We start from the raw sequence: 22391 nt of genomic DNA, 5'->3' as shown, positions 1-22391 counted from the left end.
TCTGTTCCCGACGGAAAGGTCACTCATGCCGCGGTCTCCCGGCCGACGAGATCGGCGGCCCAGAAGGTGCCGTCCGGATAGGTGTACTCCTCGATCGACGTGGCAAGCATCTCGGCGGAGAATCCGGGTGCCAGCGGCGCGGCATAGTGCCCGCGCCGCATGACGACCGGGTTCTCGAAGTGCCCGTGCAGATGGTCGACGTACTCGATTACCCGGTCCTCGGTCGTACCGGACAGCGCGACGTAGTCGAACATCGACAGGTGCTGCACCAACTCGCAGAGTCCGACTCCGCCGGCGTGCGGGCACACCGGGATCCCGAACTTCGCCGCGAGCAGCAGGATCGCGAGATTCTCGTTGACGCCGCCGACCCGGGCAGCGTCGATCTGCAGGATGTCGATCGCCTCCGCCTGCAGCAGCTGCTTGAAGACGATGCGGTTCTGGACGTGCTCCCCGGTGGCGACCTTGACCGGCGCCACCGCGCCGCGCACCGCCGCGTGGCCGAGGATGTCGTCGGGGCTGGTGGGCTCCTCGACCCAGTACGGGTCGAACTCGGTCAGCGCCTTCGTCCACTCGATGGCCTCGCCCACGTTCCACCGCTGGTTCGCGTCGATGGCGATCCGGAAGTCGGGACCGACGGCGGCACGGGCGGCCCGCAGCCGCCGGATGTCGTCACCGAGGTTGGCGCCGACCTTCAGCTTGATCTGGGTGAAGCCGTCGGCGACGGCCTGCCGCGCGAGCCGCGTCAGCTTCTCGTCGGAGTAGCCGAGCCAGCCGGGCGAGGTGGTGTATCCGGGGTAGCCGCGTCGCAGCAGGTCCGCCTCACGCGCGGCCCGGTCCGGCGCGGCCCGGCGCAGCAGGCCGAGCGCCTCCTCACGGGTGAGGACATCGGCGATGTAGCGGAAGTCGACCTGGGAGACGAGCCACTCTGGGTCGGCGTCGGACAGCAGCTTCCACAGCGGCTTGTCCGCGCGCTTCGCGGCGAGGTCCCACACCGCGTTGACGACGGCACCGATCGCCATATGCATGACGCCCTTCTCCGGGCCGAGCCAGCGCAGTTGGCTGTCCCCGATCAGGTCGCGGTTCAATGATCCCGGGTCGGCGCACAGGGCGTCGAGGGGCCGGCCGACGATGTGCCCGCGCAACGCGTCGATCGCGGCGACCTGCACGTCGTTGCCCCGCCCGATGGTGAAGGTGAACCCGTGGCCCTCCAGCCCGTCACCGGCGTCGGTGCGCAGGATCAGGTACGCGGCGGAGTAGTCGGGATCCGGGTTCATCGCGTCCGAGCCGTCCAGCTCACGCGAGGTGGGGAACCGGATGTCGTACGTGTCGACCGCGGTGATCCGGGCGGTGGTCGGCGTCATGAACGGGCCTCTCACGCTTGGGCGAACGTCTGACGCTGCGCGCCGAGACCGTCGATGGCGAGTTCCACGGTGTCGCCGGGGCGCAGGTACGGGGTCCCCGGCAGGCCGAGGGCGACCCCCGCCGGAGTGCCGGTGTTGATGACGTCGCCGGGCTCCAGGACCATGTACTGACTCAGGTACCAGACGAGATACGCCACGTCGAAGATCATGTCGCCGGTCGCGCTGTTCTGCCGCTGCGTGCCGTTGACCGACAGCCGCAGGCCGAGCTTCTGCGGGTCGCCGGCCTCGTCCGGCGTCACCAGCCAGGGGCCCAGCGGATTGAACGTCTCGCAGGACTTGCCGAGGTCCCACTGCGGGGAGAACTCCAGCTGGAACTCGCGCTCCGAGACGTCGTTGCTGACCGCGTATCCGCCGACGGCGTCGAGAGCGTGCAGCGGCGATTCCAGATAGCGGGCCCGGCTGCCGATGACGACCGCGAGCTCGACCTCCCAGTCGGTCTTCGACGATCCGCGCGGGATCAGTACCTCGTCGTACGGCCCGACCACCGTGCCCGGATCCTTCATGAAGACCACGGGTCGCGGCGGGATGGCCGCGCCGGTCTCCTCGGCGTGACCGCGGTAGTTGAGGCCGACGCAGACCACCTTGCCGGGGCGCGCGACGGGGGCACCCACCCGCAGCCCCGTGACGTCCACGACGGGCAGGGTGCCCGCGGCGAGCGCGGTCCGGACCCGGTCAGGACCGCCGGAGGCGAGGAACGCCCCGTCGATGTCGGAGGTGAGCGCCGACAGGTCGAGCACCGCACCTTCGTCGGTGAGGACGCCCGGCCGCTCATGGCCGGAGGCGCCGAAGCGCAGCAGTTTCACGGAGCTTTTCTCTCTGATCGGCCGGGGTGTGGAGCGCGGGCAGTGGAGAACCGGAGCCTGGAAGACATCCGATGTCTCGACTTTCGCTCGGACTCTACGTCGCCCTCGAACCCCAAGGCAAGTGGCCAATATCGCTTGTGCGATGCCATCTTGAACAAAAGGAAGCGCGGTTGTCTCCATCGAGGCAGGGGTGGGCTGGACTGAGACATCCCATGTCTCTAGAGTGGGGATTCCGGGCCGCGTGGGCGCTGGGAGCCCGGCCCGCGACGAGCGCCCCCGTGACCACCCCACGCCGGCGGGTGGGCCGCTATCGGCGCGCTACTTCGGGGTAGCCCTTGGGTATGGCATCGGACGAGCCCGCACCGTTCCCGGACATCTGCGACCTCTGCGGCCAGCGCATCGGTGCGCAGGGCCGCCTCGATCTGGTGCCGGACTCCTCGGCGGTGCATGCCCGGGATCCGGGCAAGGACGGGAAGCGGCTGATCGTCGTCTGCTCGCCCGAGCACCTGACCGCACTGCGGGACGAGTACCGGAGGCGCCCGTTCGTGGCCGAGGAGTTGTGGGCGGGAAAGATCAGCCGCGCGCTGCAGGGCCGCCCCGAGGACCTCATCGGTCCTGACACCCTGTCGGCCGCCACGGGGCTGAGCGTGGAGGAGATCGACCGGGCGGTGATCTGGAAGATGGAACGGATCCGGCGCTGGTACGAGCAGCACGGCGACGGCGCGGAGGGTGATCCGGAACCCGGATGACCGGAACCAGGTGATCCGGGGCTCGGGCGGTCCGGGGCCCGGTGACCCGGAGCCCGGGTGATCCGCGGAGCCCGGGCGAGAACAGTCCCTACCCGGACGACTCCAGGCCGCCACGCCGCCCGGCCCCTGACGGCCGGCCGATGCGTCAGGGGTTTCGGGGGCGGCGGCCCGGGATCAGGCGTCCGGCTGCGAGCCGTCGCCCAGCGGGCGCCTCGCGGACGCCGGTTCCGCCGGAAGCTGCTCCTCCACCGCCGCTCTCGCCGCTTCCGCGGCCGCGCGTTCGGCGGGCGTCATCGCCCGTTGGGCCCGCCCCTCGTCCGGATCGGTGTCGGGGAGCGGTCCGGTGCCCAGCGGGCGGCGTTGAACTGTCATTGGTGCAGTCTCCTCCCCCTGAGCTCCGCACCGGACCCCGGCGCCCGGTCCCGGGCGGACGGACAACCGGCCACGGCTCGGGGAAACGTGCGTGGGGCTCCGGAGCCGCCTGCCGGCTCCGGAGCCCCATACGGTTTCCCGCCTCATCCACACGGCGTTGCCCACGCCGGCGCACAACACTGTGGTACCAACTGGACGGCCCTTGCCGGACCGCCCGGCCCGGCAGCCAACCCCGCGGCCCTCCCGCACTGCTCGGCCCCGGGATTCCACTGCCGTGCCCCACGCTTCGCGCGCCGGTTCCTGCACCTTCATGCCGTTCTTCACCTTCATGCCGTTCTTCGCGCTCGGCGGCGGTCACAGCCCGCTCTCCGACGAGAACCTGCACAAGGTCGCGCAGCGGCACCGTGCGACCGCGATCCCAGTGGCCATCGCCTGGGGCCTGGCCCGTTCGCCCTCGATCGTTCAGATCCCCGGCACCGGCTCGCTCTCCCACCTGGCGGAGAACATGGCGGCGGGCGCCCTCGTACTCGACGAGGCGGACATGGCTCTGCTCGGCCGGCGCTAGGTCCCTGGAGAAGGCCGGTCCTCAGTCCTCGGTCCGGGCGCGGCCGGAGGCGAAGGCGGCGTCGAGCCAGCGGCTCACGGCGAGCGCGGCGGCCGGGTCGGCCTGGACGATCCGGGACACCACGGACTCGTTCTCGCTGCCGGCTCCGTCCCGTACCCCGGTACGGGCCAGCGCGCGCAACAGGGTGTCCCTGGCGTCATCGGCGCCGGCTTCGCCGGTGTCCGTGCCGTCGGTGCCGTTGGTGTTGCCGTTGCCTTCGGTCCGCCGGGCCGCTGCCCGGTTGGCGTGCGCGGTCAGTTCGCCCTGCACGAACGGATCGGAGTCCGGGTCGTAGGGGCCGGCGTGCGTGGTGAGCAGATCGACGATGCGCTCCCACTCCTCGACCGCCGGGCTGATGGGACCGTCCTCGCCGTCCTCACCGTGCTCCCCGCCGTCCTCCTCGGACCGGGCCTTCGCCAGCGCTTCCTCGGCCTCGTGATGCACCATGCCCCGCGCGTCCCGGCGGACCGACGACCGGACGGCGTGCGCCTCGTCGACGGAATCGGCGGTCTCCGAACCCGTGGTGCCGGGAATGAGGGGGTACGGGTGCTGATCGGCGGTCATCGGTCTGCCTCGCATTCATGGACTCAGGCGTACGTCGTCCCGCCCAGCGGCTGTGCGGCGGCCGCTACGGCGGCCCCGTTCCGAAACCGGAGTCTACGGAATCGGCACCGGCCCTCCCCCGCCGGCCCGGGGCGGACGGGGAAGTCGCCCTGGTCGATGACCGGTTGCCGACGGACGGCGGATAGGATCTGGGCCGGCCGCCAGAAGCCGACCATAGGAGTGCGCGCGTGACCGGGATATCCGTCCGACAGGCCGTCATCGCCGAGGAGGAGACCGTCGCCCGGCTCCTGGCGACCGTCTTCGACGAACTGCCGCTGCACAGTTGGCTGGTCCCCGTGCGCGAACGGCACCCGGCGATCTTCCCGCACTTCTTCCGGATCCTCGTCGGACACGCGCTGCGCCACGGCACGGTCCATGTGACCGACGATCTGCGGGCCGCCGCGGTCTGGCTCCCGGAGCCCTCCCCCGCCATTGAGGGCTACGACGAGCTGCTGTCGGCCGCGTGCCAGGAGCACGTCGGGCGGTTCCACGAGCTCGATGAGGCCATGGAGCGCGCCCATCCCACCGATCTCGGCGACTACGAGCACCTGGCGTTCCTGGTCGTCCACCCGGACCTGCAGGGCAACGGCATCGGCTCGCTGCTGCTCCGGCTGCACCACGAGACGCTCGACCGGGCCGGCCGCCCGTCCTATCTGGAGGCGACCAGCCCCGCCAGCCGCAAGCTCTACCTGCGGCACGGCTACACCGATCTCGGCGAGCCGCTGGCCCTGCCCTTTGACCCCGAGGCGATGTACCCGCTCTGGCGGCCGGTGCACGGCACGGAGTGACACCGCCTCCGCACGCGTAGCGGACGCGCAGTGGCGTCAGGCGGCGATCCAGGGCCGCGTGGAGCGGACCTGGAGAGCCGCCACCGCGACCATCGCCGCCAGTGTCAGAACGGCGATCAGCAGCGGCAGCGCCGGGTCGGAGTTGTGGATGAGCAGCCCGCCGGCCACGGCTCCCAGGAACATCGCGATCGCCGACAGGGCACGGGTGCCGGTCTTGCCGGCGGTGCCTCCCGCGAGCCGCCCGTCGGCGGCGATACCGGTGATGGTCTGCGTCAGGACCGTGGTGGTGAGATCGGGGACGCCCAGCCGTCGGGCGGCGGCGTTCTGCCCGCCCATGGCCAGGCCGAGCAGAACGATGAGCAGATAGCGGGCGGCCGTGGACGGTGGATCGGCGGTCAGTTCGCTGCTCAGGTAGGCCGCCAGGACGAGGACGCCTTCGAGGGCGGTCGCCGCGAGCAGCAGTCGTGCGCGGTGGTCCGGAAAGCGGTTGGCGCTCCGCCCGCCGATCACCGCCCCCACGACGAAGGAGGCGAGCGACACCAGCGAGGCCATCAGGGAGAAGCCCTCGGCACCGGCCAGTGAGAAGGCCATGAAGACGACGTTGCCCGTCATGTTGGCCACGAAGACATGTCCCAGCACCAGATAGCTGAAGGCGTCGACGAGCCCAGTGACGACGGTCAGCGCGAGGAGCAGCGGTGGCAGCGGCCCATGCCGGCTGTCGAGATCAGGGACCAGGGTCTTCCAGGCATCACGCAGGACAGTGGCCACGGCGGCGGCTCCCTTCGGGTGATGCGGGGACGGCGTCCGGGCAGCGCCGGATCCGTCCTCCACGCCCAGGGATACACCACAGCACCTCCGGGTTCCGGCTACGCCGGTACGATCCCCTGCCATGTCCTCTTTTGCCGTACCGCCCCTTTTCGCCCGCCTCGGACCGGCCCGCCGGGTGCTCATCGCCGGCGCGGGCGGTGGCTTCGATGTGTACGCCGGTCTGCCGTTGGCGCTGGCGCTCCGGGCCCAGGGCAAGGACGTCCACCTGGCGAACTTCTCGTTCAGCGATCTCCACGGGCTCGACTCCGAGGTGTGGCTCGCGCCGGACGTCGCCGAGATCGGGCCGGACACCGTGTCGGCCGCGGAGTACTTTCCCGAGCGGACGCTGGCGCGCTGGCTGCGGCGGCAGGGCATGCCGGAGACCGTGTACGCCTTCCCGTCGATCGGGGTGCAGCCGCTGCGGGCGGCTTACGAGGCGCTGGTCGGCCACCTCGCCGTGGATGCGATCGTGCTGGTCGACGGGGGCACGGACATCCTCATGCGCGGCGACGAGTCGGGGCTCGGCACGCCGGAGGAGGACATGGCGAGCCTCGCGGCCGTGCGCGGACTCGCGGTACCGAACCGGCTCGTCGTGTGCCTGGGCTTCGGCATCGACGCGTACCACGGGGTGAACCACTCCCACGTGTTGGAGAACATCGCCGCTCTCGACCGCGACGGCGCGTATCTCGGGGCGCTGTCCGTCCCCCGGGACACCCCCGAGGGCGCCCTGTACCTGGACGCGGTGGCCCATGCCCAGGCGGAGACCGCCGTGCACCCGAGCATCGTCAACGGCTCGATCGCCGCGGCGGTACGAGGGGAGTTCGGCGATGTGCGGTTCACCGACCGCACCCGGCGTTCCGAACTCTTCATCAACCCCCTCATGACCCTGTACTTCTCGTTCGATCTGGACGGTGTCGCTCGCCGTTCCCGCTACCTCGACCGCATCGAGGACACCCAGCTCGTGCGTCAGATCAGCAGCCGAATAGCGGAGTTCCGCGACGACCTGCCCCGGCAGCGGCCGCCGCGTACGTTCCCGCACTGAGCCGTGCCCCCGCGCCCTTGGCGGTGGGGTGGCATGCCGTGGGCGTCAACACGCCGTTCCACCATTCGGCTGTACCGCGGTCGGCGACACACGGGTGCCGCACGGGATTTAAGCCCGGCTTCAACCAATCTTCCTACTCTTCCCGCATCGGTACCTCCCTTTCTGCCGTAGGAGACCCCCCATGCGTTTCTCCACTTCACGGACGTCGGCCGCCCTCGCTCAGGAGCAGGTGCTGTCGCTGTTCCGGATCGTCGTCGGGTTGCTCTTCGCGTGCCATGGCGCCGCTTCGCTCTTCGGTGTCCTCGGTGGTGCGTTCGGCGGCGGGACCGTCGCGGCCGGTACGTGGCCCGGCTGGTACGCGGCGGTGATCCAGTTCGTCGGCGGCGGGCTGGTGATGCTCGGCCTCGGGACCCGGTACGCCGCGCTGATCTGCTCCGGCTCGATGGCCTACGCGTACTTCACCGAGCACCAGCAGCACGCCCTGTGGCCGATCCAGAACGGCGGCGAGCCGGCCGCGCTGTACGCCTGGACGTTTCTGCTGATCGTCGTCGCAGGGCCGGGCCGCTGGTCGCTCGACGCGCTGTTCGGGCGGATCGCCGCCAACAACACCGCGACGGCCGTCGCACCGGCCGCGGCGGTCTTCGCCTCCGGCTCGCACGACGGCAACGACACCGGTTCCGTGACCCCCGCGCGGTCCGAGGTTCCCGCCTCCTCCTCCGTGTAACGGGCGGAGCCCGCCCGGTCGTACGGAGGGGCGGACCCGGTTCGGGTCCGCCCCTCCCGGGATCTTCACGGGGGCGGCGGTTCCGGGGACAATCGCGTCCATGAGCGAAGAGTCACCACGAAACTATCTGGCCGCGGTGGAAAGCCGGCTGACGGCCGACGGCTGCAACCCGCAGTGGCAGGACTGGTCCGGTGTCCGCGTGCTGGTCGGCCGGCGGTCCGACTTCCGGCTGCGCTGGATGGCCACCAATCTGCATGTGTTCACGATCGCCGCGGCCGTCCCCGAGATAACCGCCGCCACCATTGACACGTTCACCACGCAGACCCTGAGCTTCGCCAAGAAGAACAAGGGCGGCCTCCCCGTGGGGTTGCAGACCGGGGTCGCCGTCTTCCCCGTCCTCGTCAGCGAGCGCGTCGATCCGGCCGCGATGGCGTGGGCGGAGGAGAAGCAGCGCAACCAGTTCGCCTGCTTCGCCCGGCCCGTCGTGGTCGACACCGCCCGGCACTACGTCGGACTCTTCCGCGGCAAGCCCGCTCTGGGCTGGATCTACTCGTCCCATCTCATCGAGAAGGGTGACCGCTACTTCAACCACCCTGCCTGAGGGGTCCTGACGCGTTCCCCGCGGCGACGAGCGTCCTCAGCCAGTCGAAGTCGATCCCTTCGAGGCTGCCGCGCACCGTCCGGCCGGGCGCCGCGGGGATGGGTGCGAGCGACGGCACCGCGAGCACGACGCAGCCCGCGGCCTCCGCCGAGGCCACCCCGACCGGGGTGTCCTCCACCGCGACGCAGGCGGCGGGCGGCACGCCGAGTGACCCGGCGGCGGCGAGATACGGATCGGGGGCCGGCTTCGTGGCGGGGGTCTCGCCCTCGGCGACGGTGACCTGGAAGCGGTACGCGCCCAGGGTTTTCAGTACGGCGTCCATGACACTTCGCGGCGACGCCGACACCAACCCGACCGGAACGCCCTCGCGTTCCAGCAGGTCGAGGAGTTCGACGGCACCGGGCCGTGCGACGGTCCGCTCCTGGACGGCGGCGAGGAACCGGCGGTCGAGTTCGGCGGCGAGCCCGGCCGGCTCGCGGCCGGTGCCGGTGACGTCGTGCAGATGGGCGGCGGTGTCGTGGACGCTCCGGCCCAGGACGGCCGGCAGGTCCGCGTCGCCGAGTTCGTGGCCGAGCTCCTGGGCGAGCGCCGCGACCGTCTGCCACCACAGGGATTCGGTGTCGACGAGGGTGCCGTCCATGTCGAACAGCACCGCGCGCGGCGCCGCGGTGAACGGACGTCCGTCGAGCGTCCAGTGCCGGTCGGCGGTCCGCCCCAGGGCCGCGTACACATGCGCCGCCACGTCCTCGTGGCGTACCCGGTCCGGGGTGCGGCCCGCAGTGACGTCCGGTCCTGAGCAGGCCACCCAGGCGGTGCGTTCCGCGCCCGACCGACCGCCGTGGCCGCCGGCCCGGACGTGGCCGTGGTCGGTCACCACGATCACCGTCCAGGTCTCGTCGTCGTAGCCGGCCCGGTGGCGAACGGCGGCCAGTATGCGGCCCAGCCGCTCGTCGGCCCGGACGACGGACCGCTCGTACTCCGCCCCGCAGCCCAGGAAGTGGGCGGTCTCGTCCGGGGCTCCGAGGTAGACGAACGAGGCCTCGGAGTCGTCGGTACCGAGGACCCGCACGGCGTCCTCGGTGATCTGCTCGTCGCAGTCCTCCCACGCCTGGGGAGTGTCGGCGGCCGGGGCGCTGTAGCTCAGCCGGGACGGGTGCGCGAAGAGTGGCCCGCCGTTCGCGACGGTGACCAGCGGGTCCCAGCCGGCGGCGACATACGTGCGCCTGCCGTCCTGCCGGGCGAGGCGGGTGGCGAAGTCGGGAAAGACCCTGAGCCGGTTCCCGGAGAAGTCGTTGCTCCAGACCGCGTGCTTGTCGACGGTGACCCCGGTGGTGATCGTGGCCCAGCACGGCCCCGACATCGTGGGCGTGCCGTCGGCGACCTCGACGGCGGCCAGGAAGCCGGCGGCCGCGACCGCGTCGATGTGCGGGGTCGGGAGCGCGAGGAGGACGTCGTGACGGACACCGTCGATCCCGACGACCAGGACACGGCGCGCCTTCTCCGGCGTGGATGCGGGCTGGGACGGCTCGGACAACGGGGTTTCCTCTCGGGCGGAACGTACGTGGCCGGTGGTGGCGGACGAGACGGATCAGGCGGAGTGCACGAGTGCGGCGGCGTGCACCGGGTGCGCGAAGGGCAACCCCTGCGCGTACCGCTCCAGTTCATCGATGGCCGTGTCGGCGAGCCGCCGCAGTTCGCCGCCCAGCGAGCCGGCCATGTGCGGGGTCAGCAGGACGTTCGGCAGGTCGTAGAGCGGGGAGCCCGCCGGGAGGACGTCGGGGACGGTGATGTCCAGGACCGCGTGCAGGCGGCCGGAGACGAGTTCGGCCGTGAGCGCCTGGGTGTCGACGAGCGAACCGCGCGCGGTGTTGACGAGCGTGGCGCCGTCCCGCATCAGGGCGATCCTGGCGGCGTCGAACAGGTTCCGGGTCTCGGGCAGTTCGGGGGCGTGGATGGTGACCACGTCGCTGCGCCGCACCAGGTCGTCGAGCTCGACCGGGGTCGCGCCCAGAAGGGCCGCTTCCGACGGTTCGAGATACGGGTCGTGGACGAGGACGGTGAGATCGAACGGCCGCAGGAGTTCGATGACGCGGCGGCCGACGGCGGAAGCGCCGACCACGCCGATGGTGCGGCGGTAGTTGCCGACCGTCGGAAAATGTTCGAGCAACCGGACCCGGTCGCGGGTACGCCGGTAGGCCTCGGCGCCCGCCAGGACGCGCTTGTTGGCGAACAGGACGGCGGCGAGCGTGTACTCGGCGACCGGCAGCGCGTTGGCGGCCGCGGCCGTGGACACCGTGATGCCGCGCTCCCAGGCCGCCTCCGTCATATGGCCCTTGACGGAGCCGGCCGCGTGCACGACGGCGCGCAGCCGGGGCATCCCGGCGAGCGCCTGCCGCGTCAGAGGCGGGCAGCCCCAGCCGGTGAACAGCACTTCCGCTTCGCTCAGGGCCCTGGTCAGCGCGGTGTCACGGGGGCTGAAGTCAACGGCCAGCAGGCCGGTGTCGATCTGCGCGGTGCGTTCCAGCCGGCGCAGCGCGGCCGGGTCGAGGACGGAGTCCCGGGTCTCGGCGCTCATGGCCAGGACGGTGCGGGGACGGTTCACTTGACGGCTCCGGCGGTGAGGCCGGAGCGCCAGAAGCGCTGCAGGCCGATGAAGACGGCGATGAGGGGCAGTACGGCGACGAGGGCTCCGGTGATCGCCAGGCTGTAGTACTCGGGGTTGTTCACGACGACGGTGTTCCAGTTGTAGATGCCCAGGCCGACCGGGTAGAGGTGCTGGTCGTTGAGCATCATCAGCGGCAGGTAGAAGCTGTTCCAGCTGCCGGTGAACGAGAACAGGAAGATGGTCATGAAGCCCGGCGCCAGCATGGGCAGCGAGACGGTCCGGAACGTCTTCAGCTCGCCCGCGCCGTCCATCCGGGCCGCTTCCAGCACCTCGTTCGGGATGTAGCCCTCGGAGAAGACCCGGGCCAGATAGACCCCGAACGGGTTGACCAGGGACGGGATCAGCACCGCCCAGTAGGTGTTGACCAGGCCGGCCTCGGAGGCGAGCAGGTACATGGGCAGCGAGATGACGGTGCCGGGTACGAGGATGCCCGCCAGGACGACACCGAAGAGCTTGTCCTTGCCCGCGAAGTGGTACTTGTCGAAGGCGTATCCGGCGGCCACGCAGATGAGGGTCGAGACGAGCGAGCCCACGAGCGAGTACAGCAGGCTGTTGAGCAGCCAGCGGCCGTAGATGCCGCCGTCGGCGGTGAACACGGCCCGGAGGTTGTCGAAGAGGTGGAACGCGCCGAGGGTGAAGCCGCCGGTGCCGAACAGATCGCCGTGGTCCTTGGTCGCCGCGATCAGCAGCCAGGCCAGCGGCATCAGGGTGTAGAGGGCGGCGACGGCGAGCAGGCCGTTGACTGCCGCCCGGGACAGCAGGGCGCCGGTGGGGCGCCGGCGCCGGGAGCGTCCGGTGGGGCGGTGGTCCGGCCCGGGTCCTTCGCGAACGGGGGTGGCCGGAAGCGTGCCGGGGACGGCCTGGCGGCCGTCGAGATCAAGGGTGCTCATGCCGTCTTCCCCCGGTTTCCGATCCTGCTGACGATGAAGGAGAGTGCGGCGGCGGCCAGGGCCAGCAGCAGCGAGGACGCGGCGGCCAGACCGTAGTCATGGCGTTCGAAGGCGGCTTTGAAGATGTACATGGTCGGTGACCAGGTCGAGCCGAGGGAGGAGGCCCGACTGGAGAGGATCTTCGGCTCGTTGAAGAGCTGGACCGCGCCGACGCAGGTGAACAGCAGTGTCAGCACCACGGACGAGCGGATCACCGGCACCTTGATCTGCCAGGCGATCCGCAGTTCGCCCGCCCCGTCGACCACCGCCGCCTCCAGCGTCTCGCGCGGGACGGCCTGCAGCGCGGCGTAGAAGATGACCATGTTGTAGCCGATCCACTGCCACACCGCGATATTGATCATCGAGGAGAGCGCGTGGTCGGCGGAGAAGAAGGCCCAGTTGCCGCCGAGGCTCTCGATCCAGCCGGTGACCGGGCTGAGGCCCGGCGTGTAGAGGTAGATCCAGATGATCGCCGCGATCATGCTGGGCACCGCGTGCGGCAGGAAGAGGGCGAGCTGCAGGAAGCGCTTCGCCCTGCTGAGGGCGGAGTCCAGGAGTAGCGCGAGGACGAGCGCGCCGCCGATCATCACCGGGATGTAGGCGACGCAGTACACGGCGATGTGCAGGAACGAGGTACGGAACGCCGGGTCGGACAGGGCTCTGGAGTAGTTGCCCAGGCCCGAGAAGACGCGTTCGGTGCCGCCGAAGCCGAGACCGGAGGAGCGTTCCTGGAACAGGCTCATCCACACCGCGTAGCCGATGGGCGCCACCATCACGAGGCCGAACAGGGCGAAGAACGGGACCAGGAGCACGGTCACGGCGCCGCGTTGGCCCGGTCGGGCGGCGGCGCGGCGGCGCGGGGTCCGGGCGAGTGGTACTGCCACGGGGGACTCCTTGGGAGCGGGGTCGTGGGGAGTGGGGCCCGCCGGGCACGTCAGCGCGTGCCCGGCGGGTGGCCGGAGACCGGACGACGGGGCCGGCGGGCGGTCCCGCCGGCCCGGCGGTCACTTGACCAGGTTCAGCCCGCGCTCCTTGATGCCCTTCTCGGCGGACGCCTGACCTGCCGTCAGTCCCTGAGTCAGGTTTCCCTTGGCCGCCGCGTCGGTGATGGCGGTGTTGGTCGCGATCTGCACGGGGCCGAACGTCCAGCCCGGGACGATGGTGTCGACCTGCGCACCGGCGATCTTGTAGACGTCGAAGCCCGCGTAGTAGGCCCCGCCCTTGAACGCCTTCGCGGCCACGTCACGCATCTCGACGTTGGCGGGCAGGGCGCTGCTCGGCGAGGTCAGCGAGCTGAGGCGGGCGGTGACGGCGGCGGCGTCCGTGGTGACCCACCGGGAGAACTCGGCCGCTTCCTTGACGTGCTTGCTGCCCTTCGGCACGGCGTACGTGGTGCCGCCGTAGCCGCCGCTGGCGGGCTTCCCGTCCCAGGTGGGCAGCGGGGCGATCCCCCACTTGCCGCTCAGCTTCGGCATCGCGACGGTCATGCCGCCCGCGCTCCAGGAGGCACCGAGGAAGCTGGCGACGGTGCCGGAGGTCCTGGCCTTGGTCTCGTCCTCGCTGCCGGCCGGGATGGAGTTGACGACGCCGCTGTCGACGAGTCCCTGCCAGTAGGAGGCGACCTTCTGGGACGCGGCGTCGTTGATGCCGACCTTCCAGGCGTCGCCCTCGGTGCTGAACCACTTGCCGCCGCCCTGCCAGGCGAGGGCCGCGAGCAGCACGGCGTCGTTGTCGGGCCAGGACGCGATGTGCACGTTCTTGTCGGCCTGCTGGAGCTTCTCGCCGGCGGTCTTGAACTCTGCCCAGGTCTTGGGGACGGCTATGCCGTACTTCTGGAACAGGTCCGTGCGGTAGTAGTACAGCTGGGGCGCGACGTCGTAGGGCACGGCCCAGGTCTTGCCGCCGAAGGTCACCAGGTCCTGGATGGAGGCCGGGAACTTCTGCTTGACGGTGTCGCCGGCCCGCTCGGTCAGGTCCTCGAGCAGTCCCTGGCTGGCGAACTCCGGAAGCTGGGTGTACTCGATCCCCGCCACGTCGGGGGCGTTGCCGGCCTTGACCGCGTTGGTGATCTTGGAGTATCCGTCCGGACCCCCGGCGATCTCCGAGTACCTGACGTGGATGTCCTTGTGGGTCTTGTTGAACGCGTCGACGGTCGCCTGGGCCCCCTTGGCCCACCCCCAGTACGTCAGGGTGACCGGCTTGGCGTCCGGCGCGGCGCCGCCGGCCGCGGCCTTGTCCCCACCGCAGGCGGTGGTGGCCAGCGCGAGGGAGGCCACAACGGCCGCGAGCGCGAGACGGGTCGTACGGGAGGTGGGCTGGGAGATGGGCTTCATTGCGCGTGCTCCTACGGTGACCCCGACAGATGAGGTGAATGCAGGCCATCATTTGCGCAACATCGATCGCCGTCAAGAGCGAATGAGTGATTCGATCGTCTAGATCGAATATCGATCAGATAACTGCGATCACTCGCTCAGCGTGCTACCGGCCGCCGCACCGCAGGACTGCCGTACCCGCAGCTCCGGCAGCAGCTCCACATGCCGGCGCGGCTGCGCCGGGGCCCCCTGGGAGTGCTCCGCGAGCCGGTCGAGCAGCAGGTCGGCGGCGAGCGCCCCGACCACGCGCTTCGGCGGGGCGACCGCCGTCAGCGGCAGATCCGCGAGACCCGCGACCTCGTCGTCGTACGCGATCAGGGCCAGGTCCTCGGGCACCCGCACACCGCGCGCCTGCAACCGTGGGATGAGCACGATGGCGTCCGCGTCGCTGTGCACCAGCGTCGCCGTCACCCCGTGCTTGCCGACCGCGTCGCACAGGTACTCCAACGTCCGGTCGAACCGGTCGGACTCGTCGCGCGACGGCTCGAGTTCCAGCGGCGACCGGGGGGCCGGGTCGAGTCCCAGCGCTTCGACCGCGGCCGCGTGCCCGATGGCCAACTGCACGGCGGTCGGGCTCTCCTGGGCGGCCAGCGCGACCGTACGGTGCCCGAGCGAGGCCAGATGGCGCACGGCGAGCGCGGCGCCGTGCGCGTGGTCGGTACGCACTCGGTCCAGCGCCGCCGCCGGACTGCCGAGCGGCGCCCAGCGCTCCACCAGCACGGCGGGAACGCCCTGCTGCGCGATCCACTCCTCCTGGCCGGGCTCCGGCACGCCGTGCCCCCAGCTCGGGGTGAGCAGCAGCCCGTCGGCGCCTGTCGACAGCAGCCGCGCGGCCTGCGCGCGGTCCTCGTGCGGCAGGTACTGCGACAGGCCGATGACCAGGCGCGCGCCACGGGCGGCGGCGGCCTCGCGGGCGCCGGCGACGACGGCCGCGAAGTAGTAGTCGGTGGTGGGCACGACCATGCCGATCACGGGCCCCTGGCCGCCGCCGGCCGGGGCGGCGGGAGCGCTCGGCGCGGCCCGGTCGGCGGCCTGCGGATCGTGCGGCCAGACGACCGATCCGTGCAGCCTGCGCACCCGACCCTGCTCGGCCAGCGTCTCCACGTCCCGGCGTAGCGTGACGGAGGAGACGCCCAGCTCGGCGGCCAGGTCGGCGACCCGGATACTGCCCCGTTCGCGGACGAGCTTCAGCACCAGTTCATGACGCTGGTCGACGTGCATCCGCATTGGATTCCCCCTGGTCGCGGCAGCAATGGCCGGCCGTGTGCGATCCGCTCACGACATGACCGCACTCTACGCCTCTATCATATCGATCGCTTTCCGATCGTTACGATCGATCGCCTGCGCAGGAGGCCGCCACGACACCAGCTGAAGGAGAGCGGAGCTCACACCACCATCGCTGTGTGGATCCAGCGCTGGATCCGGTACGGCAGCCACCACGCCAGCTCGCCGACCTCACCGATCAGCCGCTCCTCGCGGAAGTCGGCCAGCACGTCCGCGGGAAGCTCCGCGGCCGGTGCGCCGTGCTCCAGCAGGGTGATCGCCCGGTGGTAGTGCGGCTCCTCGGCGGTGAAGCGGTGCAGTTCGCCCCAGCGCCGGTCGCGGATCTGCACGAAGCCGGGACCGTTGCGCCAGATGCACTTGCACAGGTAGTGCCCGTCGCGCCATTGGCGCACCACCTCCTCGGGGTCCGGCGGACCCTCCACCTCCAGGGGCGGGTGCAGATGGTTCAGCGGCAGCCAGGCCTCCGGATCCGGTCCGGTGCGCAGCCGCCAGTCGACGTAGACGGCGCGGGCGGTCAGATCGCGGATGAGGCACAGAGTACGGACGGTGTCCGCGGCCGCGGTGGGGTCGGTCAGATCGACGACGCCCGGCAGTTCGACCCGGCGCGCGCCCTGGTCCCACAGTTGCCGGACCGCCGCCGATCCGCCGCCCTGGACCTCCAGCCGTCCCAGCAGCATGCCGGGAAGCTCGCAGGCGGCCGGATCGTGGTCGCGCCAGGCGGTGATCGTCAGCGTGGCCGGTGGCCGGGTGGTGTCGGTGGTGATGCTCAACGGAGTCTCCTTCGCGTGCGCGGACGCTGGTGCTGTTGTGTGCGGGGCCGGTGCTGATCCAGCGACGAGAAGGTGCCGGGGCCGGTCACACCAGGGCCGGGGGCTGTACCTGCCGGACCTGGTGGGCGTAGCGCATGAAGTCCAGCCGCAGCATGTCCTCGTTGACCGCCGGCGGCGCCACGTGGACGTACTGGCCGCCGTCGGTGAACACCACTCCCAGCCGGCGCCATTCGAGCAGCAGCTCCTCGACCGACGCCTCGGTGACCGCCACCCCCGGGTTACGGGCGGCGATCTTGCGGGTGAGGGCGGCCGGCGCGTGCGGCTGCTCCAGCAGCCGGAACGCGGACACCTGGACGGGGTCGGCGAGTTCGAGGGTGGTCCAGTCGAAGGCGCGCCGGCGGTTGACCAGGATGACGCGGTCACCGAGGTCCGCGTGGGTGAGACGGCTGCTGCGGTAGTTCGTCTTCCAGGCGGCAAGGGCGTCGTTGAGCGGCTTGACCGTCTCGTCGCCCACGCCGCGCGGCGGCACGTCGAAGACGTACGCCAGATCGAGCATCTCCGATTCCGGCAGGTCGTACGTCAGCCGGTAGGGCTCCGCGGGACGCAGTTCGGAGAAGCCCAGTTCGGGCTTGTTGAAGTAGGGGCTGAACCGTTCGATGGCGATCCGCGCCGACAGGTCGACCGGCGGGTTGAGGTGCTCGAGTGCCGGAATCTGGGCGATGACGTCGTCGTAGTCGGCGGCGGTCTCGCCGGGGAAGCCGTGCAGGTAGTTCCAGGAGATGGACAGCCCCACCGCGGCGCCGTCGCGCAGCATCCGCACGTTCTGGGTGCCGCTGACCCCCTTGTCCATCAGGTCGAGCACCCGGCTGTTGAGGCTCTCGATGCCGGGCTGCACATAGATCAGTCCGGCGTCGGCGAGGATCTGCAGCTGGTTGACGCGCATGTTGGACTTGATCTCGATGTGCATGCGCAGGTCGTAGTCGCTCTCGATGATGCACGGCAGGACGGTGCTGAGGTAGCCCATGTCGAGGATGTTGTCGACGACGTACATGTCCAGCACCTTGTGCTTCTCTGCGAGGCCGATGATCTCCTCGTAGAAGGTGTCCGGGCTCTTGCTGCGGAACTGCATCGACGAGCCGTTGAGGCCGCAGAACGTGCAGTGGTGCTTCTCGCCCCACCAGCAGCCGCGGGCGCCCTCGACCACCAGCTTGGGCTCCACCCAGGACCGGGCCTTCGACGCGGCCAGCCGCTCGAAGTAGCCGGTGTAGTCGGGCGGCAGGATGGCGGCCGGCGGCATCGGCACGGTGCTCATCGGGTTGGCCACGCTCCGCCCGTCCACCCGGTGGCACAGACCGGGGACCTTCGTCAGGTCGGTGTCCTCCTGGAGCGCGGTCAGGAGCGCGGGGAACGTCTGCTCGCCCTCGCCGCGGATCACGAAGTCGACGAACGGGAAGTTCCGGTGCACCGACTCGCCCTGCGCGCCGTCGCAGTTGGCGCCGCCCATGACGATGCGGATGTGCGGGGCCATGCGCTTGACGTACTTGGCCGCGGCCAGCGCCGCGGTGTTCTGCTGGAACGTCGAGGTGAAGCCGACGACGTCGGGCTCGGCCGCCACGATCCGGTCGGCCATCAGCTGGACGAACTCGGCCGCGTCCTCGTGCAGTTCGAGGGTCATGGCCATGCGCTCCTTGCGCAGCCGGCCCTTCATCGCCTCGGTGAACTCGGCGACCCGCCACTGCGGGTCCTCGTACAGGGCGGCGGAGAAGACCCAGTCGCCGCATCCCATGAAGTAGGAGGAGAGCGAGAAGTACTCGTAGTCCTCCAGCGTGAACTCCCGCCGTCGGGTGATCCAGTCCACGTATTCGAGGTTGGCGTGCAACACCTCCGCACTCGCTCCGGGGGTCTTCTCGTCGACGCTGCGCTTGAGGATGCCCAGCGCGAGCGACGGAAGGTCGATGGGGGACCAGGGCATGTTCACCAGGAGTACGCGCACGGCTTCTTCTCTTCCTCGTCGCACAGGGGTTCAGCACAGGGATTCGGTAACGGGGTGCATCGGGTGGTGCGGAGTGGGCCGGCCCGGCGGCTTGAGCCGGGCCGGCCTCCGGACTCAGCTGTTCTCCGGCTCGTCGGCGTTACGGAAGGGGATCCTGATGACCACCCCCACGCCCGGCTTCCGGTTCTCCGCCTCGTCCTCGAGCGGATCGTTGTGGATGACGTCCTTCTGCATGGTGGCTACCTCCTCTCTGCGTTCCGGCGGGTGGAACCGGCGGGTTCGGCCGCCGGTCCCCTGGCCCCCACCCCTGACGGGGCGGGGAGCTCTTCGTACGCGGCGCGCTGCGGACGACGGGGGCCGCGCAGATGCCGGTCCAGGAAGACCAGCGCCCGGTGCAGCACCTGTACGTGGTCGCCGCCGTCGTGCCCGTCATGGCCGCTGTCCAGCCACAGCGCGTCGTGCCGGACGCCGGAGGCGCGCAGCGCCGCCAGATACGTCTCGACCTGTTCCGGCGGGCACTTGGCGTCCTGGGTCGCGGCGACCACCAGCAGCGGTGCCCGGACCGAGGCGGCGTAACTCGACGGGGACGAACGCGCGTAGATCTCGGGCACCTGCAGCGGGGTGCCGCCGAACAGCTCGGTGTCCAGGGCGCGCAGCGCCGGGGTGCCGGCCGCGAACGCCGTCGCGCAGTCGGCCAGCGGTTTGACCGCGACGGCCGCCTGCCACAGGTCGGGACGGGTGCCCAGCGCCAGCAGCACCAGGTAGCCGCCCCAGGAGGTCCCCCACAGGCCGATCGCGTCCGCGCGGGCGATGCCGCGGCGCACCAGGTCGGCGCGGACCAGCGCGAGATCGGCGACCTGGGTCAGTCCCACGCCCTGTCCGTACGCGGCCCGCCAGCGCGGTCCGTAGCCGGTGGAGCCGCGGTAGTTGACGCGGGCGACGGCGAAGCCGGACTCCACGAGCGAGTGCACGGCCGGGTCGTAGGCGTCCCGGTCGTGCGCGGCGGGGCCGCCGTGCACCAGGAAGACCAGCGGGTACGGTCCCGCCGTGCCGCTGGGCACGGTGAGCAGGGTGTGTACGGGGCCGTCGGGACCCTGGGTCCACACATCGTCGGCGCGGCCGGCGATCGGCGGCGGTACCGCCTCGAGACCGGGCAGCGGCGCACCGAGCAGGGAGCGGGTGCGCGGCGGGGTGAGCGCGTCGGTCCACAGGTAGTGCACATCGCCGCCGGGCTGCGGGGCCGCGTCGAGCACGGTGCCCACGGGGACGGCGACGGGCGCCAGTTCACGCCGGTCGAGGTCCGCGGTGACCAGCCTGCTGCGGCCGTGCCGGTCCTGGCGGACCAGTACCGTGCGGCCCTGCGGGCACCAGCGGGCGGTGATCTCGGTGTCGAAGGAGCACCAGCGGTGCAGTTCGAGTCCGGTGTCGGCGCGCCAGGTGGCGATCACGTAGCGGCCGTCGCGCTCGGCGACGAGCAGCAGTTCGGGGGTGCTGCGCCCGGGGCGCAGTTCGGGGGTGCTGCGCCCGGGGGCGAAGCCAAGTGCCCACAGCCGACCGTCGGTGCCCGGCAGGCTCTCCACCACAGCGCCGTCCGGTGTCAGCAGGGTGACCGCGTCCTTTCCGGCCGCACCGCGCGCGACGGCCAGCAGGTCGCCCGCCGGGGCGAGATCGACCAGCAGGCCGTGACCGTCGGTGCGCAGCACTTCGCGTCCGGCGCCGCCCCGGGGGCCCAGGTGGACGCGCAGTCCGTGCTCGTCCCCGAGCCCGAGCGCGACGGTCCCGCTGTCGCTGACGGCCAGCCCGCAGGGGCGGCCAGGTCCGGTGCCGGTCAGCCCCGGGGTGTCGGGACCGCCGGAGAAGGGCTGGATCCACCAGGTGCCGCGGCCGTTCCGGTCCTCGTCGAACCACCAGATGACGGCATCGGCGTCGATGGCGTACAGCAGGGTGCCGTACGGGCGGTCGGTGACCTGGCGGGCGGCGCCGGTGGCGGCGTCCCACGCGAAGACCTCGCAGCGGCCGTCGACGTCCCCGGTGAGCACCATCAGACCGGGCGACCGCCGGCAGGTGGCGGGCAGCACGGGCCGGTAGACCTGGTAGCCCAGTCCGGAGTCCCGGCCGACGGGGGTGGCGGGGACGGCGGGCAGATCGCTCATGAGGGCTCACCGGCTTCCAGCGGCTGGGGACGGGACAGCAGGGCGGGGTCGTGGTTCGGGTCGGTGGCCGGGTCGTTGTCGGAGCCGGGTTCACGGTCGGGGTCGTGGTCCGAGGGCAGGAACCGGCGGGCCGCGGTCGCGGTGGCGTAGGCGGCGAGCACAGCCAGCCCGGCCGCGCAGAGCAGTGCCGTACGGGTGGACCCGAGGTGGTCGGTGAGCAGTCCGGCGGCGGCCGGGGCCAGGACGGAGGCGACTCCGCAGGCGGTGTCCAGCGTGGTGCCGACCCGGGACTGGAGCTGGTCGGGGGTCACCAGGACGGCCCGCGAGTGCAGGACGACCGCGACCGCCGGGACGGTCAGCGACACGGAGCCCAACAGCAGGCCGTAGACCCAGGCGTGGGTGGCGAAGGCCAGGCCGGCGGCGACCGGCACCATGGTCCAGGAGGCGGCGATCACGATCCGCGCGGCGGGGATCCGCCGTGCGAGCCGGGGCGCGGCGGCGGCGCCGACCAGCCCGGCGGCCCCCGACAGCGCGAGGACGAGACCGGTGGACGCGGTGCCGGAGCCCTGGCCGCGGATGCTGAACACCGCGCCGTAATACAGCGCTGTCAAGAGCCCGTTGACGCCTGCCGTCCACAGCAGCACAAATCGAAGAAACGATTCGTTGCGCACGAAACGTAATCCGGCCAGGAATTCTTCGGTAAAGCGCGGAGGCGAATCCTCCGATTTCTGGTGCGGATTGAGATCGGCTCGGATGGCCCGTACGCAGAGAGCGGAGAACACATAGGAAAGAGCGTCCATGAGAAACGGCAGCCAGCGGGCCAGCGGGAACAGCAGGCCGCCCAGCGCGGGGCCGGCCACCAGCGCGCCCTGCTCCCCCGCCTCCAGCCGCGCGATGGCACGCGGATAGTGGACCGGCGCCACCACGGTGACCAGCGTCCCGCGGGCGGCCGCCTCGTAGCACGCCGTGGCCACCCGCTCGACGAGCGCGGCCGAGCACAGAAGGAGCAGCGAGGGCCGGCCCCAGGCCGCGGCAGCGGCTATCGCACCCATCGCACCTGCCGCCACCAGCGCGGATCCCACCATCATCCCCCGTCGCCAGCGCCGGTCGGCCAGCACGGACGCGGGCGGCCCGGCCAGCAGTCCACCGATCGCGGAGACCGAGGCCAGGACGCCGACGGTGCCGGGCGACGAGCCGAGACCGAGCAGCAGCAGCGGGAGTACCAGGCCCGAGGCCTGGGTGCCGAGCGCGTCGGAGGTGCCCGCCGACCAGTACAGCCAGAAGTCCCGGGACTGGCTGCCGGGCGACGTGCGACGTGCAGCGGTCATGGCGAGGCCGTCCTACGTCCCGGGCGGAATACCCGCAGAGATGGGGAAAAGGGGAGTGTTTCCTCTCGAATCCCCGGAAGCGTAGCGAGGCGGATTCCGGCTCCGCAATATGAACATACGATCCATTACTTCGAGTTGACGTGCCATTGAGAAAGAATTGGCCACGATTCGACCGGTATTCGAGCACGACTCAAGTCCTCTCGGGCATTTTTCTGCGGACTTCTCTTCCCCGGTGGAACGGCCGCGCCCCACCGCCCCTCCATGACCTCGGCCTTTGGCCGCCGCGGGGCGGCGGGAAGCGCCGCGTCACTCGTTCGGCAGCACGAGGGGCTCCCCGCGGTGCCGCCGGGCCGCTGTACCTGTCGAATGGGTCAGACGTGAGT

Annotated in this window: 20 protein-coding genes and 1 pseudogene; 6 read left to right on the top strand and 15 right to left on the bottom strand. The window is 71.2% G+C overall.

Going from position 1 to position 22391, the window contains the following annotated elements; all coding sequences use genetic code 11:
- Positions 1 to 23: 23 nt before the first annotated feature.
- The gene (locus C6N31_RS12615) at positions 24 to 1361 is read right to left on the bottom strand and encodes an enolase C-terminal domain-like protein (protein WP_198357530.1); all 1338 of its coding nucleotides are present in this window, start codon (positions 1359 to 1361) and stop codon (positions 24 to 26) included.
- Positions 1362 to 1372: 11 nt separating this feature from the next.
- Entirely contained in the window at positions 1373 to 2224 is an 852-nt protein-coding gene (locus C6N31_RS12610) for a fumarylacetoacetate hydrolase family protein (RefSeq protein WP_138355656.1), read from the bottom strand.
- 341 nt (positions 2225 to 2565) lie between these two features.
- Here C6N31_RS12610 and C6N31_RS12605 point away from each other — a divergent pair, with 341 nt between their 5' ends.
- Entirely contained in the window at positions 2566 to 2973 is a 408-nt protein-coding gene (locus C6N31_RS12605) for a hypothetical protein (RefSeq protein ID WP_232485103.1), read from the top strand.
- 174 nt (positions 2974 to 3147) lie between these two features.
- On the opposite strand, the gene C6N31_RS12600 is transcribed toward C6N31_RS12605, so the two are convergent.
- Positions 3148 to 3345: a hypothetical protein gene (locus tag C6N31_RS12600; protein ID WP_198357529.1), complete on the bottom strand. Its 198-nt coding sequence runs from the start codon at positions 3343 to 3345 to the stop codon at positions 3148 to 3150.
- Between the two features lie 274 nt (positions 3346 to 3619).
- Between C6N31_RS12600 and C6N31_RS12595 the strand changes: the two genes are divergently transcribed.
- Entirely contained in the window at positions 3620 to 3910 is a 291-nt protein-coding gene (locus C6N31_RS12595) for an aldo/keto reductase (RefSeq protein ID WP_307811351.1), read from the top strand.
- A 21-nt stretch (positions 3911 to 3931) separates the two neighbouring features.
- Here the strand turns inward: C6N31_RS12595 and C6N31_RS12590 are convergent, their stop codons facing one another.
- The gene (locus tag C6N31_RS12590) at positions 3932 to 4513 is read right to left on the bottom strand and encodes a hypothetical protein (protein WP_198357528.1); all 582 of its coding nucleotides are present in this window, start codon (positions 4511 to 4513) and stop codon (positions 3932 to 3934) included.
- A 227-nt stretch (positions 4514 to 4740) separates the two neighbouring features.
- On the opposite strand from C6N31_RS12590, the gene C6N31_RS45900 reads away from it, so the two are divergent.
- Positions 4741 to 5340, top strand: a complete 600-nt coding sequence (locus C6N31_RS45900) for a GNAT family N-acetyltransferase (protein WP_138355653.1) — start codon at positions 4741 to 4743, stop codon at positions 5338 to 5340.
- Positions 5341 to 5376: 36 nt separating this feature from the next.
- On the opposite strand, the gene C6N31_RS12580 is transcribed toward C6N31_RS45900, so the two are convergent.
- Positions 5377 to 6108: a YoaK family protein gene (locus C6N31_RS12580; RefSeq protein WP_138355652.1), complete on the bottom strand. Its 732-nt coding sequence runs from the start codon at positions 6106 to 6108 to the stop codon at positions 5377 to 5379.
- A 121-nt stretch (positions 6109 to 6229) separates the two neighbouring features.
- Here C6N31_RS12580 and C6N31_RS12575 point away from each other — a divergent pair, with 121 nt between their 5' ends.
- The 3 genes and pseudogenes from C6N31_RS12575 to C6N31_RS12565 all read left to right on the top strand — a co-directional run bounded on the left by C6N31_RS12575 (position 6230) and on the right by C6N31_RS12565 (position 8514).
- Positions 6230 to 7189, top strand: coding sequence for a DUF1152 domain-containing protein (locus tag C6N31_RS12575; RefSeq protein WP_138355651.1), 960 nt, complete (start codon positions 6230 to 6232; stop codon positions 7187 to 7189).
- Between the two features lie 181 nt (positions 7190 to 7370).
- Positions 7371 to 7808 (top strand): annotated as a pseudogene (locus tag C6N31_RS12570) (DoxX family protein); the annotation flags it as partial.
- 205 nt (positions 7809 to 8013) lie between these two features.
- Positions 8014 to 8514 (top strand): levansucrase, encoded by a 501-nt coding sequence (locus C6N31_RS12565; protein WP_198357526.1) that lies wholly within the window; start codon positions 8014 to 8016, stop codon positions 8512 to 8514.
- Here C6N31_RS12565 and C6N31_RS12560 read toward each other — a convergent pair.
- The 10 genes from C6N31_RS12560 to C6N31_RS12515 all read right to left on the bottom strand — a co-directional run bounded on the left by C6N31_RS12560 (position 8498) and on the right by C6N31_RS12515 (position 22008).
- On the bottom strand, positions 8498 to 10048 hold the full coding sequence (locus tag C6N31_RS12560; protein ID WP_198357525.1) for an HAD-IA family hydrolase: 1551 nt from the start codon (positions 10046 to 10048) through the stop codon (positions 8498 to 8500). The two genes, C6N31_RS12565 and C6N31_RS12560, sit on opposite strands and share 17 nt — an antisense overlap.
- Positions 10049 to 10102: 54 nt before the next feature.
- Positions 10103 to 11089: a hydroxyacid dehydrogenase gene (locus tag C6N31_RS12555; protein WP_198357524.1), complete on the bottom strand. Its 987-nt coding sequence runs from the start codon at positions 11087 to 11089 to the stop codon at positions 10103 to 10105.
- A gap of 23 nt (positions 11090 to 11112) precedes the next feature.
- Positions 11113 to 12069: a carbohydrate ABC transporter permease gene (locus C6N31_RS12550; RefSeq protein ID WP_138355646.1), complete on the bottom strand. Its 957-nt coding sequence runs from the start codon at positions 12067 to 12069 to the stop codon at positions 11113 to 11115.
- Positions 12066 to 12881, bottom strand: a complete 816-nt coding sequence (locus tag C6N31_RS12545) for a carbohydrate ABC transporter permease (RefSeq protein ID WP_187145362.1) — start codon at positions 12879 to 12881, stop codon at positions 12066 to 12068. The genes C6N31_RS12550 and C6N31_RS12545 overlap by 4 nt, the downstream gene beginning before the upstream one ends.
- 231 nt (positions 12882 to 13112) lie before the next feature.
- Complete coding sequence (locus tag C6N31_RS12540) at positions 13113 to 14441, bottom strand: ABC transporter substrate-binding protein (protein ID WP_138355645.1); 1329 nt, start codon at positions 14439 to 14441, stop codon at positions 13113 to 13115.
- Positions 14442 to 14570: 129 nt separating this feature from the next.
- Complete coding sequence (locus tag C6N31_RS12535) at positions 14571 to 15707, bottom strand: substrate-binding domain-containing protein (RefSeq protein WP_138355644.1); 1137 nt, start codon at positions 15705 to 15707, stop codon at positions 14571 to 14573.
- A 158-nt stretch (positions 15708 to 15865) separates the two neighbouring features.
- Positions 15866 to 16534 (bottom strand): DUF5825 family protein, encoded by a 669-nt coding sequence (locus tag C6N31_RS12530; protein ID WP_203672314.1) that lies wholly within the window; start codon positions 16532 to 16534, stop codon positions 15866 to 15868.
- An 85-nt stretch (positions 16535 to 16619) separates the two neighbouring features.
- The gene (locus C6N31_RS12525) at positions 16620 to 18527 is read right to left on the bottom strand and encodes a RiPP maturation radical SAM C-methyltransferase (protein WP_198357523.1); all 1908 of its coding nucleotides are present in this window, start codon (positions 18525 to 18527) and stop codon (positions 16620 to 16622) included.
- A 239-nt stretch (positions 18528 to 18766) separates the two neighbouring features.
- Positions 18767 to 20680, bottom strand: coding sequence for a S9 family peptidase (locus C6N31_RS12520; RefSeq protein WP_138355642.1), 1914 nt, complete (start codon positions 20678 to 20680; stop codon positions 18767 to 18769).
- A complete protein-coding gene (locus C6N31_RS12515; RefSeq protein WP_138355641.1) occupies positions 20677 to 22008 on the bottom strand; it encodes an MFS transporter in 1332 nt (443 codons plus the stop codon). The genes C6N31_RS12520 and C6N31_RS12515 overlap by 4 nt, the downstream gene beginning before the upstream one ends.
- Positions 22009 to 22391: the final 383 nt, after the last annotated feature.

It is taken from the genome of Streptomyces fildesensis (assembly GCF_016107395.1).
Lineage (GTDB): Bacteria > Actinomycetota > Actinomycetes > Streptomycetales > Streptomycetaceae > Actinacidiphila > Actinacidiphila fildesensis.
The sequence above is the reverse complement of the archived record's forward strand: the minus strand, read 5'-3'. Positions and strand labels throughout refer to the sequence as shown.